The sequence below is a fragment of the Daejeonella sp. JGW-45 genome (assembly GCF_029360805.1).
Classification (GTDB): Bacteria; Bacteroidota; Bacteroidia; order Sphingobacteriales; family Sphingobacteriaceae; genus Daejeonella.
Map to the genome: position 1 here is coordinate 915,988 of NZ_JARKNC010000010.1, position 17,532 is coordinate 933,519.

The following is a 17,532-nucleotide window of genomic DNA, read 5'->3' on the forward strand; positions in this document are numbered from 1 at the left end:
AATAGATTTGAGAAGCATAAGGAAATAACCAGGAAAACGACATGAGAAAGGGATTATTTTTATTTGTATTCATCTCGCTCTCTCTAATGAGTACAGCCATATTCGCCCAGTCTGTGAATATGGCTATTACTTTAATGGACGCACTCAGCTTTACGGTTAACCCGCCGGAGTTTCTCCCGGCAGATGAAGTTAAAAAAAGGAAGAATGATAATCGTTTTGAAGCTATAGCCAGTGATCATATCAGCGTAGTTAGCTCCAGGGGTTATGTTGTTAAAGCAATTTCGGGAGTACAAGCCGGTGCAGGACCCGGCCTCGAAGGACTGGTTCAGCTTAGTTCGCTGATCGGTACAACAAACGGAGGAAATACCGCCGGACTCGTCTTGAAGTCAGATGTGGTTCTTCCCCCTTCCAACGGCAACCCTGCAACGGTGATCTTCGCAGCTAACTGCTCATGGAACGGCCCGGTCTCAGCAAACAAGTTTAATATCGCCTACAAAATAGGCAGCCAGTTTGCTTATATTGATAAAAAAGCGCCCCCCAGTATTATACCGGTTATATTTACAGTCTTGCAACCATGATTAAAAGACAGGCATACCTGGCGTAACCAATCAGACACGAAAACGTAAAATCCAACATAACTCGCATTTACACGTTACAGTACAGGCTTCTGCAAAGCCTTGTTTATATTTACCATATGAAAAAACTAATTTGCTTCTTATTTATCGTAGCTCTTGTCAGCCCCGTAAAAAGTGTGATGGCACAGGCTGGTATGACCGTTAGTCCGGGGAAGCTGTATTATAAGCTTGCACCAGGGGCATCAGCAACTCAGAAAATAGTTATTAGTAATCCTAATAATAAGGAACTTGAGATAGGTGTATCCATGAACGACTGGGATTATGATACACTGGGGAATAACCAGACGCATGATGCGGGGACCCTGAAAAACTCCGCAGCAGCGTGGGTGCAGGTGATGCCGGGTTCATACTTTACTCTTCAGCCTAACGAAAAGCGCGAGCTTGATATCATCTTTACAGTGCCGGCTGGTGCCAATACATCTATACCTGTCAACACTGCGATGCTATTTCTTACCCAGTTAAATCCGGGTGATGCGAAAGCACAGGATGGTACTTCTATCAAAGTCAGCGTCAGAATGGGTGTTAAGATCTATCACAGTTTCACCCAGGCAGAGGAGCGGGATATAGAAGTGACCAACTTTACTGATATCCTCCCCGCTAAAGATGATAAAACAACGGGGGGCTTCCTCGAGCTCAGCCTGCACAATACCGGTAAGACCTGGATGGAAGGTAAGGTTAAGTGGGAGCTGCTGAATACGCAGACCGGTGCCAAGACAAAACTGGATGACCAGGATATCTTCTCACTGCCTGGTGATAAGCGGATTGTGCGGCAATCGTTGCCAGCCAACCTGGCGAAGGGAAAATATACGGCGACAGCTGTGATCAATTATGGGAATAAAGATGAGCTTAAACTCGTTGAGCTGGAGTTTGCCCGATAAAAGAATGAGATTTTTAGAACAGAAATCTTTAAGTAACAAGACGATTTTTACGGTGCTTGTTTTTGCACTGATCACCTGTTATTCAAAGTATAGTTTCAGTCAGTCATTAGATTTTTACAAAGGATCTGATTGTACGATTACAACTTCATCTGATGTGCTCTCAGGCTGTACATCAAACAACTACATATTCGTTCAGTATCAGAACTTTCCGGGAACAGGACTTAATTTATCCGCAGGCTGGACATTAAAAGTACAGGCCAATGGTGATTTCTCGAATGGTATAAATACGATCCCCGCTCAATATGTGTCTATCGGCTTTAGTTCTGTTGATGGCGGACCTTCAGGTGTGAGCGGTACAGGCAATAAGGTCTTGAGTAAAACTACTGCCCAGCCATTAATAATCACCTCGACGGCACTTCAATCGCCGCCGCATTATTATTTTGTACATAAACTTAATATGATAGTGTCAGGCGGTAACCATTTACTGGCCGGCTCGGGAACCTATAGCACTTCCTTGACACTGACCTTGGTTGATGCTAATGGTATAATCGTATCTACCAACAGCAATGTTCCGGTTTCATTTGTAGTAAATTTTAATAATACATGCAGCGGGGCGACGCTGAATTCCTATTTCGGAAACCAGCCCGTGTTTACAGATTATGCGGCACTGATGGCCGGCCGGACCGTTACTGACGCATTAAGTATCCAGTACGCGCCGAATCAGGCAGCCTGTTCAGGCTGGACGCTAAAAGTCAGGGCCAATACTAATTTCATAAATGGAAGTAACTCAGTGCCCGCACAGTATTTTTCCATGCGCTTTAACCGGGTAGCCGCAGGTTCACCTTCAGCAGCGCAAATAGGTGTTACGAATAATATCGTTCCGCTATCGTTTACGGATGCTACGCTCATCGATCAGTCGAACGCCGGCTTTACACCCTATGCGGGTACGGAACATAAGTTTGATATGATAATAAGTGGTGGTAACCATTTGCTGGTACCAAACGGAACCTATACCGCAAACCTTACGTTTACTTTATATAATCAGGCTAATGAGGTCGTGTCGACTAAAACACAGGATGCGTCCTTCCAGATCAATTCCAGCACAAATAGTTATACGGTTGTACTTCAAAATTCTGCGCACGTGGTTGATATGGTATTTAATACCCTGGCAAGTTACCAGACAGGAGTATCGGTTGATAAACCAAGAGGATTGAAAGTTACCGGCTACAACGGCTACCAGATCCTGATAAAAACGAGTGGTGCAAATCTTCAGAATGAGGAGGATGTAACCATTCCTGTTTCGGTAGTAAATGTTCAAACCACAAAGCATACCAATACCTCAGGTAATATCACCACGTTTACAAGGGCTTTATCTGTCGCAGATCAGATCATAATAAATAATCCCGTGAAAAATTCCTCGATGCACGTGGTCGAATATAATCTCCGGTATTATACCACACCCGGTGATGCCAGACTGTCGGGTAAGGGCGGGACCTTTAATACAACAGTTCTTTTTGTGGCAATACCACTATAAAATGATCCTATGTCAATAGGTTCCGGAATGCTGATGTTAAAAAAAGAAAGACATGACTTCGCTCGCTTAACGATATTTCAACGAGGGCTACGTGTGAAGTTCAGTTGCTGGCTTCCAGTGTGTAGAGCTGCATTTCTGTTCCTTCTTTTTTTCTTCGTTCGCGAGAAAGCCAATGCTCAGGCCGGATCGCCGATAGTATTCCAACCCACGGTTACCACGATAAGTTCCTCGAATGAAGAGTTGACGGATTTTATGATTAAGATCGTCAATAAACAGGCAATACCCTTACTTGGTGTGATGAACGTTAACCTCCCGGCAAGCCTGGACTTGATCAGTAAAAATAAAATCGCTGTTAACCTGCAGCCCGGCGACAGCACCTTTGTTCCTGTTAAAATATTTATCACCAAGCGTACTGCTTCGGGTAAAGAGCATATTATTCGTTTTTTACTTACCGATCGGGAAAACAACGCCCTGGCAGCATCCGAAATTCCACTCCGGGTATCGGTGAAAAGAAATGTAAACATGTACTCGTTGCTTACCAATATATTGCTCGACCCGTCTTCTGATTCGATCAAGATACCGATAAGGATAACTAACCCCGGTAATACAGCGCAAAAGATAACAGTTATTAATCGCTACCCGTCTATCTTCCAGGATGATGCATTCCATATTACCCGGCAATTTACTATTCAGCCTTCTGCCGATACCATCATCACCTTTACAAAGCCGATAGTAAAGAAAATGCTCAGTTCTGAAGGTTTCGATGTTACTTTCAGCGGTCTTTACGATAACGGCGATATATTCGGCATGGCCTATATCAGGATACAGAGCGCCAGGAACCAGCGCGCTTACCGGGATGAGTCATTAAGCGACTCCTACAACCTGAATAGTATTACCCTGAGTTCCCAAAGCATGTTCTCGCCAAATCAATCTTACCTTTTAACGGGAAGAGGGAATCTCGAACTGCCCAAGGGCATGGTGGGTTACAATCTGGACTTTACGACGTGGAGGAATTCTTACTCGCCACCCATGGCAAGGAGCACATATTTATCTTACTCCAATCAGAAATTCGGGATAACTGCAGGAAATATTAATAAGAATATTGATATCAACCTCAGTGGAAGGGGTGGCAGCATTTTTTTAAATGATACAGCGTCCAATAACTCCTATGAGGTTGGATTTATCGACGGGAACGCTAACCTGCTGGGAAACAGGTTTAACACTTTCGTGCCCTCGGGAAATGCTGGCTGGGGTAGCTTTACGCATACAGGAGAATCCTGGGAGCTGGCGACGTCGGCAGTTTATGAAGCTAATCCGGTTTTTAATTCGAGAAGCGCGATAGTCGGCAATAGTTTCACATTCACAAAGGTGAAAGGGCTGCGGATGACGGCATCCGCTAGCGGAGGATATACTACCGAATATGAAAATGGTACTACTTTCAAGCCAAGTATTGCGGGAGGCGTAAACATCAACGGTACCCTGAACAAGATCCTGATTAATAGCCAGAACTACTATAGCTCCGCCTATTACCCGGGAATGAGACGGGGTGCTCTGTCGTTCAATGAGCGCATAACCTGGCTGCGGGAAAATTCGAATATCTGGGGCGGTGTCGATTATAATCATTACGAACCTAAGACTCTTTCGTCTTTTCAGACCTTCATGCCGGTATTCAGCACGATGAGGGTGGAAGCGGGAATGTCTGGAACTATTTTCAAGAAGCTTAATGTATCGGTCGCACCGGTGTATACCCGCGAAACTAATAATGCCTACAAGTTTTCGGGTTTGGCGGACGAAAGGCATTCGATGGAAGCCTGGAATGTGAACAACTCCTTTAATTTTTCACTATCAGATAACCAATACGTTTCCCTCAATACAGAGACGGGGTTTTATAGTTCTACCTTTGATTCGCAGAAGCGTTTTCATTTTCGCTCTAATTTGAATTACAGAAGAGGGATGTTTAATCTTAGTTCGACTGTGCAGTCGGGCACGTTTTATATTGGCGAAGCAGCTAATAACTTTCTTCGTGATGTCGAGTCGCCAAGACTGATCAATATTATCCCCTCTTTCCAGAAGAGTTTTTACCGTAATAAACTTCGGACTGAACTAGGGCTGGCATTCATCAATAGCAGTCTTTTTGGCAGCAGCTCATATTTAACTGGCCGCGCGGAGTATGATCTTACTCCTAAAACAAGTGTTTACTCTGCAATTAACCACAACCGCTACGGCGACTATAACCTTAGTATCCTTGAAATGGGTATTACTCAAAAGCTAACCCTGCCGAAAGTCGGCGCTAAAGATAGTGACCTGGAAGTATTTGCCTACCAGGACGCGAACCAGAATAGCGTTTTCGACGAGGGTGATACTAAGGCAGCAGGGCACCTTCTTTATATCAATAATGTCGCATTTATCACAGGTTCAGGGGGGCTGGTCGAATACAAAAAGCTTCCCTATGGGGACTACCGGGTTTCCCTGACAAACGTAAAAGGCTGGTACTCTCCGGATGAAATAATAAAGCTCGATCAGAAAAAGGAACGTCTGGAAATTGCGTTGAAGCGCACGGGGACATTAAGAGGTACCCTGGGCTACAGCTTTAACGAATTCAGCTACGAGATAAACCGGAATCTTCAGGGAATTACCGTGATAGCCATCGACGAAAAGAATATTCGCCATATCACCAAAACGAACAGCGAAGGCCAGTACGTCTTCTACCTGCCGATTGGACGTTATACTGTCAGCGTGGATAGTGGTAACCTTCCCGCAGAAGTTGAGGCAGAAAAGAAGCCCGGTGATTTCCAGCTGAATGCAGAAAGCCCCCAGGTTATAGACTTCAAATTACTGGTTAAGGTGCGTAAGATCGAGACCAAGAAGTTTACATCACCAAATGCTGCTCCAAGGAATTAACAGGCCAATGTTGTTAAATAAGACTTAGCTGGTTTCATAAAGCTGCAGCACCAAACCGGTCTTCCCCGAGCGGTATTGAACCGGTTCTAAACCATTCCTAAGCCATTCCTAAACCGGTGTGAAAGCGGTGCCTCAGCGGTGCTCAAGCGGACATTGAGCGGACCCCAGGCGGACTTCAAGCGGACGGTGAGCGGACACTGAGCGGACAAAATGTACTTTTTATAAGGTTTTTATCTTCTCCTTTAGTTCGGGACTGGTTTTTTATTCTTAAAAATGCAACTAATTTTTACTTGCATCGTATAAGTGTAAATATCTATCTTAATACTTGGAATGAAAATATTAACACTTTGCATTTTAGCGTTATCTGTAGGGATTTCTGCTCAGGCACAGTCTACTACTGCTAGTCTGAACATCACTCTTACAGATGTTCAGAGCGTTAAATTCGGTGAAGTATCATCACAACAGGACCTCGTACTTGCTGTTCATGATGGCAGCAAAAATACCCCCCTTCAGATGTTAAGCCGCTCTACATCTCAGGTGAAAAGGATCGATTCCAAATCGGCTGAGTATGAAAAGCTTTACAAGGAGCTTTCTGCAACACTAGGCTCTGCTGCAACTTATGCCAATGCGCCCGTACCTGCCGTTAATCGCTCTTTAAGAGGGAAAGAAGCTTCCCCTTTCCATATTATCTACCAGGTGGATCCTCGTTAGGTTTCCGAACCTTATTGTTGCCAGTAAGATGTGTTTTTTTGATGAAAAGGTTTTATCTTAATATCTTATTCATTCGATAATTATGTCCTTTTCAGCAAGAATATTTGCTATATTATTGTTTTTTAGCTGTCAGAGTGTTTTCTGTCAAAGTTCTTCTCCCAGGTTTAAAGTGATCGCATTTTATACCGGCAAGAATGATCAGGCTCATATCAGCTATGTCAAAGAAGCCCTGAGCTGGTTTCCGCAGGCTGCAGCGACAAATAACTTTTTGTTTGAGGCGACAAAAGATTGGAACAACATGAATGATGATTTCCTTTCGAATTACCAGGTCGCCGTATTTCTTGACACAAGACCGGAAGATCCGGAGCAAAGAGCTGCGTTCCAGAGGTTCATGGAAAAAGGAGGTGGATGGCTGGGATTCCATTTTTCTGCTTTTGCACTCTCGCCTTCCGCTTATCCCCAAAATTGGGACTGGTATCATAACATATTCCTCGGCTCTGGTCAGTATAAGAGCAATACATGGCGGCCCACGTCTGCGCTGCTGAAGGTTGAGGACAGACGCCACCCCTCAGTAAAGGGTCTTGGGATGAAATTTACAGCTTCACCTAACGAGTGGTACCGGTGGCAAAATGATCTGAAAGCCAATCCTGATATAGAGGTTCTTGTTTCCATTGATCCAGAAAGTTTCCCGCTGGGAACGGGTCCCAAGCCGCATGAGATATGGCATGAAGGTTATTATCCCGTTGTTTGGACAAATACCAGGTACAAAATGCTTTATGTGAATATGGGACATAACGATATAGATTACGAACATAAAGTCGATACTACCAACAGCACTTTGTCGTTTACGTTTGCCAATAAGATACAGAACAAAATGATCACTAATGCACTATTATGGCTGGGAAGCAGAAAAAAGTAAATTGGTTAATTATTCTTTTGCTTTTTATCCCGGGTATGCTGTTTGGCCAGGAAGCTATTCCGGTTCAGTACGGGACGGTTTACGATCCTGCCTTGGTTAGCCCTTTTCTTCATCGCCTTCAGCAGACAAATGCCTATGTAATCTCTTTCCGGACGAGATTTACCAATAAAGCGAATGAAGCCACAGACTATTTTATCCTGACGGCCAATGGAGGAAAGCTGTCTGCTTATACCTATTTGGCGAATGCTTCCAAACTTCAGGAGTTGGATTTGCCGTCCGCCTCCCTGGAGCTGGGATGGAAAACTTTTGTCCAGAACGGCCTTTTTGAGATTCGGGACGAAAAAGAGATCCCGAACTTTTGCCCAGAGAAGTACCATATCTATAATTCGTATACTTATGAATTTATAATCCTTTCAAAAGGAAAGATGAAACGCCTGTCCTATTACAGCCCCGAATATTACGATAATGCCTGTTACGGTATGGAAGAAAGAAAAAAGATAATAAATAGCGTTTCTGTCGTAAATTATATGGTGAATAATAAATAGCCAGCGAAACTTTGGAACTGATTCGATCGTATTAAAAACTGCGCAGCCCGGATGTAACTGGATATAACTGAATAAAAGAATTAACTTTTGAAAACTTTTTTCGTTTCAAGATGTACTGTATCAAAGTATTGCCAAAGGGTAGTGCTTTACATGAGTGCCAGGTGAAGAGAATTTTAATCATAACGCAAAACTGTATGCGAACTTTTTCCTCTTTCTCTGCCGGCGACCAGTCCATCCCGGAACAATTTATACGTAATTAAATCGCTCTATATAAATGGTACTTAAATCCGACACACTGGAAGCTGCCCTGAGCACGCTTAATGGAAACGGTGATCACCCTGACGACGCACTTGACGTTAAAGCACTCTTAAATGTTCTTTCCCTTGTAAAAAATGGTAATCTGAATGTGAGAATGCCTGTAACTCAGGCCGGAATTAACGGCAGGATCTGCGAGGTTCTGAATGAGCTTATCAATATGAATCAGCACCTGTTAAACGAAATATCATCTGCCGAGAATATTATCGGGAAGAAGGGTAATCTTAGCAAGAGGATCGAGATGCCTGAGGCTAAGGGTGAGTGGGCAAAGGGTGTTAACTCGCTTAATAACTTGATAACAGATCTTACGTCGCCGGCCCTTGAGATTGCTGGTATGATCAACTCCGTTGCCAACGGTGATTTGGCAAAGCAGATACCGCTCGAGATTAACGGGCAGCCCCTAAAGGGAGAATTTCTAAGAATGGCAAAAGAATCTAACCAGATGCTTTCCAAGCTGCAGTTATTTTCAATGGAGGTTACCCGGGTTGCGAGGCAGGTTGGATCGGAAGGTAAACTGGGAGAGCAGGCAAAGATTAAAGGCGTTGCTGGTGTATGGGCAGAGTTAACCGATTCAGTAAATCAGATGGCCGGTAACCTTACAGCGCAGGTGCGAAATGTAGCGGCAGTAACGACAGCTGTTGCGAAAGGTGACCTCTCCAGAAAAATTACTGTTGAAGCCAAGGGAGAAATTCTCGAGTTAAAAAATACGATCAACACAATGGTTGATCAGCTCAACTCATTCTCCTCGGAAGTGACCCGCGTGGCGCTTGAAGTTGGTACCGAGGGAAAGCTCGGTGGCCAGGCAAAGGTTCCGGGGGTAGCTGGTACGTGGAAAGATTTAACGGATTCTGTTAACCGGATGGCAGGCAACCTGACATCACAAGTGAGGAATATAGCCGGGGTAACCACGGCGGTAGCGAACGGCGACCTTTCAAAAAAGATTACAGTAGACGTAAAGGGTGAAATGCTTGAGCTTAAGAAAACCATTAATACCATGGTTGACCAGTTAAACTCTTTTGCTTCAGAGGTGACCCGGGTTGCGCTGGAAGTAGGAACAGAAGGGGAACTCGGCGGCCAGGCGAAAGTTAAAGGTGTGGGAGGTGTATGGAAAGATCTTACTGATTCTGTAAACCAAATGGGAAGCAACCTGACAGATCAGGTACGTAATATTGCGGGCGTGACTACAGCCGTGGCCCGGGGTGACCTGTCAAGGAAGATCACGGTGGATGCTAAAGGTGAGCTCCTTGAGTTAAAGAATACGATCAACACGATGGTTGACCAGCTGAATTCATTCTCATCCGAGGTGACGCGTGTGGCAAGGGAAGTAGGATCTGATGGTCAGCTAGGGGGGCAGGCAAATGTGCCGGGGGTTGGTGGAACCTGGAAGGATTTAACGGATTCTGTAAACCAGATGGCGGGTAACCTCACCGGCCAGGTACGTAATATTGCCGAGGTAACTACAGCCGTTGCAAAGGGTGACCTCTCAAAAAAGATCACAGTGGATGTAAAGGGTGAGATGCTTGAGCTTAAAATTACGATCAATACGATGGTAGATCAGCTAAACTCATTCGGATCGGAGGTTACACGTGTAGCACGGGAGGTAGGTTCAGAAGGCCAGTTAGGAGGTCAGGCGAATGTTCCTGGTGTGGGCGGTACCTGGAAGGATCTTACCGACAGCGTGAATAAGATGGCAGATAACCTGACTTCACAAGTGCGTAATATTGCTGAGGTTACCACAGCGGTTGCCAAGGGTGACTTATCAAGAAAGATTACTGTGGATGCAAAGGGTGAGCTGCTGGAGCTTAAGGATACGATCAACACTATGGTGGACCAGCTTAGGAGCTTTGCTTCTGAGGTAACCCGTGTTGCGCGTGAGGTCGGCTCTGAAGGTCAGCTTGGAGGCCAGGCAAGTGTTCCCGGCGTAGATGGCACCTGGAAGGATCTGACCGACAGTGTTAATAAAATGGCCGGTAACCTGACCGCCCAGTTAAGAAATATAGCGGATGTATCAATTGCCGTGGCAAATGGAGATTTGTCAAAGAAGATCACGGTGGATGTTCGTGGTGAGATCCTGCAGCTGAAAGAGACTATTAATACCATGGTGGATCAGCTTAGGGGTTTTGCTTCTGAAGTAACCCGTGTTGCGCGTGAGGTTGGAACGGACGGTAACCTGGGAGGACAGGCTTTTGTACCCGGGGTAGCAGGAACCTGGAAGGATTTAACAGATTCTGTAAACCAGATGTCCAGTAACCTGACTTCTCAGGTTCGAAATATTGCCGAAGTAACTAAGGCTGTTGCTGGCGGTGACCTCTCCAAAACGGTTATAATCGATGTAAAAGGAGAAATGATGGACCTCAAGAATACCATCAATACGATGGTAGACCAACTAAACTCATTCGCTTCTGAGGTAACCCGTGTTGCCCGGGAAGTGGGGACGGAAGGAAAATTAGGAGGTCAGGCTCAGGTGAAAGGGGTGGGTGGTACCTGGAAAGATCTGACAGATTCCGTAAATCAGATGGCTTCGAATCTGACAGGGCAAATTCGTGGTATTTCCAAAGTAGCCACAGGCATTGCAAAGGGTAATTTGAAACAGAGGCTTTCTATCAATGCACTGGGCGAAGTGGCGCAGCTTACAGACACGATCAACGAGATGATCGATACGCTTGCGGTATTCGCCGATCAGGTAACTACCGTGGCACGCGAGGTGGGAGTACAGGGCCGCCTGGGTGGCCAGGCGAGTGTGCCGGGTGCGTCAGGTACCTGGAAGGATCTTACAGAAAATGTGAACCAGTTGGCCCAAAATCTGACAACCCAGGTACGTTCAATCTCGGAAGTTGCGTCTGCGGTAACAAAGGGTGACCTTACCCGGACTATTCGCGTGGATGCCAAGGGTGAACTTGAAGCGTTGAAAGACACTATTAATCAGATGATTGCCAACCTGAAGGATACAACACTTCGGAATCATGAACAGGACTGGTTAAAATCCAACCTTGCGAAGTTTGCACAAATGCTTCAGGGACAGCGTGACAGGAATGCAGTGGCAAACAACGTACTTTCCGAGCTTGCCGAGCTGGTCAATGCACGGTATGGTGCATTTTATATCCTAGAACAGCCTGAGTCTTCGGATGAGCCTAAATTAAAGCTTATCGCTTCGTACGCACACAGGGGCGCGATCGAAAAGAGCCAGGCATTTTCGCTGAATGAGGGTTTGGTCGGGCAATGTGCTTCCGATAAGGAACAGATCAGGTTGACTAATGTTCCCGGTGAATACTTAAAGATCGGATCAGGCATTGGAAGCGCGCCGCCTCTCGATCTTGTTATCCTGCCGGTATTGTTTGAGAATAAAGTGAAGGCGGTAATAGAACTCGCCTCGTTTGAGAATTTTAGTGATACTCACATCGATTTTCTGGATCAGCTCACAGAAAGTATCGCTATCGTACTTAATAACATTGAAACAAATACCCGTACAGAGAAACTATTGAGCCAATCGCAATCGCTTGCAGGCGAGCTTTCTGCCCAGCAGGAAGAGTTAAGACGGGCGAACGACGAGCTTCACGATAAGGGCCGGTCTCTTGAAGAAAAGGCAGAGCAACTGACCCTTACATCCAAATATAAATCCGAGTTCCTTGCGAATATGTCGCATGAGCTGAGAACTCCTTTAAATAGCTTACTGATCCTGGCTCAGCAGCTCTTTGAAAATCATGAAGGGAATCTTAACGAAAAGCAGATCAGCTATGCCAAGACTATTCACTCGTGTGGCGATGACCTTATCCAGTTAATAAACGATATCCTTGATCTCTCTAAGATCGAGTCGGGTGTAATTTCTGCTGATATTATGTCTGTGGGATTCCGCGAAATCGCATCATTTGTTGAAACGACGTTCAGGCCTATATCAGAAGCAAAGAATCTAAAATTTGAGATTGATATAGAAGATGGCTTGCCGGAGGTTATGGAAACAGATATTCAGCGTCTTAACCAGATCTTAAAAAACCTTCTTTCTAACTCCTTCAAGTTTACCGAAAAGGGAAGCATTAAATTAAAGATCTACCGACCCGACCTGGCAAAGTTCAAGCCGATTGCCGGTGCGAACTCGGTGATCGCATTTGCAATTGAAGACACAGGAATAGGTATATCTGAAACCACCCAGGGTATTATTTTTGAAGCATTTCAGCAGGCAGAGGGTTCTACCAGCCGGAAATACGGTGGTACAGGACTTGGACTTTCAATTAGTAAGGGCTTTGCAGAATTGCTTGGCGGAACCATTAATGTGGAGAGCGAACTCGGTAAGGGAAGTACATTTACACTCTACCTGCCGCTTAAGTATAGCGAAGTTCCCCCCGTACTGAACGACCCTAAGATTAAAGAGGATTATGTTGCTGTACATTCAAGAACCCTACAGCCAGAGTCCTTAGAAATGGTAATAGATGATGACAGGCATAATATACTTCCTTCCGATAAGGTATTGCTGGTTATCGAGGACGATCCCCGCTTTACTAAAATAGTTATGGAGAGATCGCATAGCTACGGGTTGAAAGTAGTTGTTGCTACACATTACCTGGAAATATTTGATGCGCTCTCCAAATTCAACCCGATAGCTCTTACACTCGATGTTAAAATGCCCGAATCTAACGGGTGGAAAGTTTTAAAGGCTCTGAAAAACAGTCTAAAGTACAGGCATATACCTGTTCACCTGATATCAGGTGAGGATGACCGCTCGGCGGCAATGAAGCTTGGTGCAAGAAGTTTTCATTTGAAGCCCCTTTCCAATAATGCTTTAGATGAGCTTATTATCGGCATAGTTAATTTCCACGAACAGACTAAGAAAAGAGTATTGTTAATAGAAGATAATGAAGTAGAGCTTGAACATTTGTCCAAATTGTTGACAAATGATCAGGTTGTAGTTGTTCCTGCTACTACCGGCAAGAAGGCGATTTCAATTCTCAAACGTGAGATCTTTGATTCAATCATTGTAGACTATAGTTTGCCTGATGCCAAAGGACTGGATCTGCTGAAGCAGATAAACCTGTTGAAACGTCCCCAGGCAACCGTGCTTCTCCATTCTGCCAGGGATTTTACTTCAAACGAGCTTATTCAGTTAAAGAGACTTACTTATAAGCTGATCACCAAAACACCTACCTCACATGGCATTATCCTGGAAGAGGTTTTGAACCTGCTGCATATTGACGTGAAGACGTTAAGCAGCTCTAAACTCGATCTAATTAATAAGGTTAGGGATAGTTCGGATATTCTGGATGGAAAGACAGCTCTTGTAGTTGATGACGATGTCCGCAATCTGTTTGCATTGACTGCTGCGTTTGAACGGTCTAAGTTAAAAGTGATTACCGCAGAAAGTGGCAGGGAAGCACTTGAGATCCTCGCCGATCAGAAAGGGATCGATATTATACTGATGGACATAATGATGCCGGAGATGGATGGTTATGAAACAATCAGGTGGATCCGGAAAGAAAATAAAAACAAAAACCTCCCGATAATTGCTGTTACAGCTAAGGCTATGATTGGAGACAGGCAAAAATGCATTGCCTCCGGGGCTTCGGATTATATCACAAAACCTGTTAAAACCGACCAGCTGTTATCGCTTATGCGGGTTTGGTTATATTAAAAGATAAAGGTGAATCAGATCAAAATTTTACTCGTTGACGATAATATAGACAACCTCATGTCGATGGAGGTGGTTTTAGAAAAGGATGGATATTCTTTTGTTAAAGCTACGTCGGGAAGGGAAGCTTTGAGTATTCTGTTAAAAGAGGAAGATTTTTCCCTGATCCTGCTGGATATCCGGATGCCAATTATGGACGGTTATGAAACGGCAGAGCTTATTTATCAGCGCGATAAGCTGAGGCATATTCCTATTATCTTTATCAGCGGACAGGATGATGAAGAAGCGGCGGTTTTCAAAGGTTACCTTGCAGGAGCGGTAGATTATATACGTAAACCCTTCAATACCCAGATATTACGTTCAAAGGTCGCTGTTTTTGCCGAGCTGTACAGGAAGAATCAGATATTAATAGCTCAGGAAGAAAAACTTACCCGGATCAATGATGATCTCAGGAAGCTAAACCAGGAGCTTGAAGACAGGGTGAAGGAACGTACCAAAGAACTTGAAAATCTGAATCACGAGCTTAAGGATCTGAATCTCTCGAAGGATAAGTTTCTGTCTGTTATATCCCATGATCTTCGTAACCCGCTGACAGCGCTTTTAGCTTCCTCCGACCGTCTTAAAAAGACTAATAACGAGAACTCTACCGAAACCCAGCACCTCGCTACAATAATTCACCGGACCTCGAATAAAATCCTTGAACAATTAAATGAGTTGGTTAACTGGGCGAAGAACCAGCGGGAAAAGACCTCATTTAATCCTGTAAGTATCCAATTGAGAACCGGTATTGACGTTTCTCTCGAAATACTAAAGACTAATTCAAACCAAAAGGATATTGTTCTCGAGAATAATATAAGAGAGAATGTTTTTGTCAAGGCAGATGTGTTTATGCTGCGTTCTATTATCCAGAACCTGGTGATGAACGCAATCAAGTACTCACCTCAGGGAGGCATAGTAAGTGTTTCAGCCAACTATATAAATAGTATGGTTGAGATCTGCGTTCAGGATACGGGAGTAGGCATGACACCTGAAGTTCAGCAAAATCTCTTTAAGAATATCAGCCCTGTATCGGTAGCAGGTACCGCCAATGAGACAGGGAGCGGCCTGGGACTGTTGCTGGTCAGGGATTTCGTTACTCAGCACGGGGGGACAATCAGCATCGACAGCGAACCGGGGAAAGGCACTTGCTTCAAATTTACTGTTCCTGCAGATGATGTGCCGGAGATGGCATAAGGGAGTGGTACGTTTTACGTTGTAAGTTATACATCTGGGTGGGGATGGCATAAGGGAGTTATAAGTGGTACGTTATACGTTGTACGTGGAAGCGTACCTGAGTGGTTAAGATAACTGTTAATAATTTTAATAATGTATTAATTTAACGGCGTTTAGTAACTTATAACGTAAAACGTACCACGTATAACTTAAAACGTATAACTCATATGGTAAACGGAATAAACTTTATTACAGATGAAAAGGGGAAGCAGATAGGAATTATTCTTGATTTGCAGACCTTCAAAAGGAACAATGTCCAAGCCTCCGAGGTGTTAAATTCGCTTTCAGGACTTCAGGATCTGATTGACCAGGCCGGACCGGATGGCAAGAAGGACAATAATTGGGATGCGGCTAAAAAGAAATTGAATAGCATGAAATCCTGATTGCATATATTGTTTATTAAAATAAAGGTTCTGCTCGATAGTTATAATTTTCCTAATTTAGCCGGCTCATTTATATCGACCGATGACAACAACATTCGATTTTGAAAAACCTATTGCCGATCTTCAATTACAGATTGATAAGGTTAAACAGGTCTCTGATAAGACAAAAGTTGATATGTCAGCTACGCTGGCGGAACTGGAAGCTAAGATCGAAGCAACCCGGCAAAATGTATACTCCAACTTAACCGGCTGGCAGAAAGTACAGATATCCCGACACCCTGAACGTCCATATACGCTTTCATATATCGAAATGATATGTGATGATTTTATTGAAATGCATGGAGATCGTACCGTTAGAGATGACAAAGCGATAGTCGGAGGGTTTGCGAGCATCGCCGGTGAAACGGTTATGGTCATCGGCCATCAAAAAGGTATCAATACTAAGATGCGTCAGTACCGGAATTTCGGTATGGCGAATCCTGAAGGTTATCGTAAGGCTCTAAGGCTCATGAAACTGGCTGAAAAGTTTAATAAACCTATCGTAACTTTTATAGATACTCCGGGGGCATATCCGGGACTTGAAGCCGAAGAGCGGGGCCAGGGTGAAGCGATAGCCAGAAACTTATTGGAAATGTCTGTGTTGAAGGTTCCTGTTCTTTGTTTTATTGTGGGTGAGGGAGCGTCGGGCGGAGCTCTTGGAATTGGGATTGGCGACAGGGTGTATATGCTTGAGCATACCTGGTACTCGGTTATTTCGCCTGAGTCATGCTCGTCCATTTTGTGGCGCAGCTGGGATTTTAAAGAAAAGGCCGCTGACTGCCTCAAACTGACTGCCGGGGATATGTATAAGAATAAACTAATCGACGGAATTATCGAAGAGCCGTTAGGTGGGGCACATCAGAATCCGGAGCAAATGGCAAAAGCCGTTCAAGCCCGTATCATTGAAGACCTCAAAGAATTAAAATCCAAAGATATCGAAGTGGTTATTAACGAACGGATTGAAAAATTCTGCGCTATGGGTGTGGTTGTAGAGTCCTGATAAGTTTTATTGTTTAATCCTGATCTTACGGTATTCCACTTTCATGGGCGGACCAACATGTACTTGCAGGCCCAACACGCCTTTAGATCTACCGTATTTGGTATCATTATCGGTGACATCGCTCATCAAAACTCCGTTGATATAATGCTGCAGGCGATTCCCCCGGGCAACTAAACGGCACGTATTCCAATCCTCACTTTTTATTTTCTGCGATAAGGCATCAGGTTCTCCCAAAGAACCGGTCACGCTTAAACCACTCCAGGAACCATTCTCTACTTTTGCTTGTGCGGAATTTCCGGGATCTTGTGCCTTAATGATCGTCTTTTGACCCCGATAAGCCAGGGTAGTCCTTCCGCGCTCTTCATAATTTTGGCCAATATAACGGTGACTGCCATCAATGTCGAGTTGATATCCTTTAAGCACAAATGGGACATCTTTCAATTCTTCGCTCCGGTAATTAATGCCGCTATTGCCAGCTTTGGTGATCTTAAACTCTAAGATAAGCTCAAAATCGGCAGGCATGCCTCCCCGCCAGATCAAGAAAGTATTGCGTTTGGGCAGGGTGTTGGGAGTAATTTCCCCGACTATATTTCCATCCTCTGCTCTCCAATACTTCGGATCGCCTTCCCAGCCGTCCAGAGTTTTACCGTCAAATATGGTCACAAACCCATCTTGGGGGCTATCAACCATTTTGTAGCTGGCAAGGGTTAAAAGCAGGATGAGAATTACCCATACAAGGGAACCCCGAATCTTATTTATCTTTCGGGTCATGTTCGTTTTTAT

General features: G+C 44.5%; 12 protein-coding genes. 11 read left to right on the top strand and 1 reads right to left on the bottom strand.

Annotated features, from left to right (window positions below; translation table 11 throughout):
• The first annotated feature begins 41 nt into the window (after positions 1 to 41).
• From P2W76_RS17725 to P2W76_RS17775, 11 genes are all read left to right on the top strand, one after another.
• Positions 42 to 578, top strand: coding sequence for a hypothetical protein (locus P2W76_RS17725; protein ID WP_276349241.1), 537 nt, complete (start codon positions 42 to 44; stop codon positions 576 to 578).
• A gap of 116 nt (positions 579 to 694) precedes the next feature.
• Entirely contained in the window at positions 695 to 1,513 is an 819-nt protein-coding gene (locus P2W76_RS17730; protein WP_276349242.1) for a hypothetical protein, read from the top strand.
• Positions 1,514 to 1,517: 4 nt separating this feature from the next.
• Positions 1,518 to 3,047, top strand: coding sequence for a hypothetical protein (locus P2W76_RS17735; RefSeq protein ID WP_276349243.1), 1,530 nt, complete (start codon positions 1,518 to 1,520; stop codon positions 3,045 to 3,047).
• A gap of 9 nt (positions 3,048 to 3,056) precedes the next feature.
• A complete protein-coding gene (locus P2W76_RS17740) occupies positions 3,057 to 5,948 on the top strand; it encodes a carboxypeptidase-like regulatory domain-containing protein (RefSeq protein WP_276349244.1) in 2,892 nt (963 codons plus the stop codon).
• Between the two features lie 330 nt (positions 5,949 to 6,278).
• Entirely contained in the window at positions 6,279 to 6,659 is a 381-nt protein-coding gene (locus P2W76_RS17745) for a hypothetical protein (protein ID WP_276349245.1), read from the top strand.
• A gap of 169 nt (positions 6,660 to 6,828) precedes the next feature.
• Positions 6,829 to 7,578: a ThuA domain-containing protein gene (locus P2W76_RS17750; RefSeq protein WP_276349246.1), complete on the top strand. Its 750-nt coding sequence runs from the start codon at positions 6,829 to 6,831 to the stop codon at positions 7,576 to 7,578.
• Positions 7,554 to 8,123: a hypothetical protein gene (locus P2W76_RS17755; protein ID WP_276349247.1), complete on the top strand. Its 570-nt coding sequence runs from the start codon at positions 7,554 to 7,556 to the stop codon at positions 8,121 to 8,123. Before P2W76_RS17750 ends, P2W76_RS17755 begins: the two co-directional genes overlap by 25 nt.
• 274 nt (positions 8,124 to 8,397) lie before the next feature.
• Positions 8,398 to 14,058 (top strand): HAMP domain-containing protein, encoded by a 5,661-nt coding sequence (locus tag P2W76_RS17760; RefSeq protein ID WP_276349248.1) that lies wholly within the window; start codon positions 8,398 to 8,400, stop codon positions 14,056 to 14,058.
• 9 nt (positions 14,059 to 14,067) lie between these two features.
• A complete protein-coding gene (locus P2W76_RS17765; RefSeq protein WP_276349249.1) occupies positions 14,068 to 15,288 on the top strand; it encodes a hybrid sensor histidine kinase/response regulator in 1,221 nt (406 codons plus the stop codon).
• Positions 15,289 to 15,494: 206 nt separating this feature from the next.
• Positions 15,495 to 15,710, top strand: coding sequence for a hypothetical protein (locus P2W76_RS17770; protein ID WP_276349250.1), 216 nt, complete (start codon positions 15,495 to 15,497; stop codon positions 15,708 to 15,710).
• An 82-nt stretch (positions 15,711 to 15,792) separates the two neighbouring features.
• Positions 15,793 to 16,749 (top strand): acetyl-CoA carboxylase carboxyltransferase subunit alpha, encoded by a 957-nt coding sequence (locus P2W76_RS17775; RefSeq protein WP_276349251.1) that lies wholly within the window; start codon positions 15,793 to 15,795, stop codon positions 16,747 to 16,749.
• Between the two features lie 6 nt (positions 16,750 to 16,755).
• On the opposite strand, the gene P2W76_RS17780 is transcribed toward P2W76_RS17775, so the two are convergent.
• Positions 16,756 to 17,520, bottom strand: coding sequence for a DUF1080 domain-containing protein (locus P2W76_RS17780; RefSeq protein ID WP_276349252.1), 765 nt, complete (start codon positions 17,518 to 17,520; stop codon positions 16,756 to 16,758).
• Positions 17,521 to 17,532 lie beyond the last annotated feature (12 nt).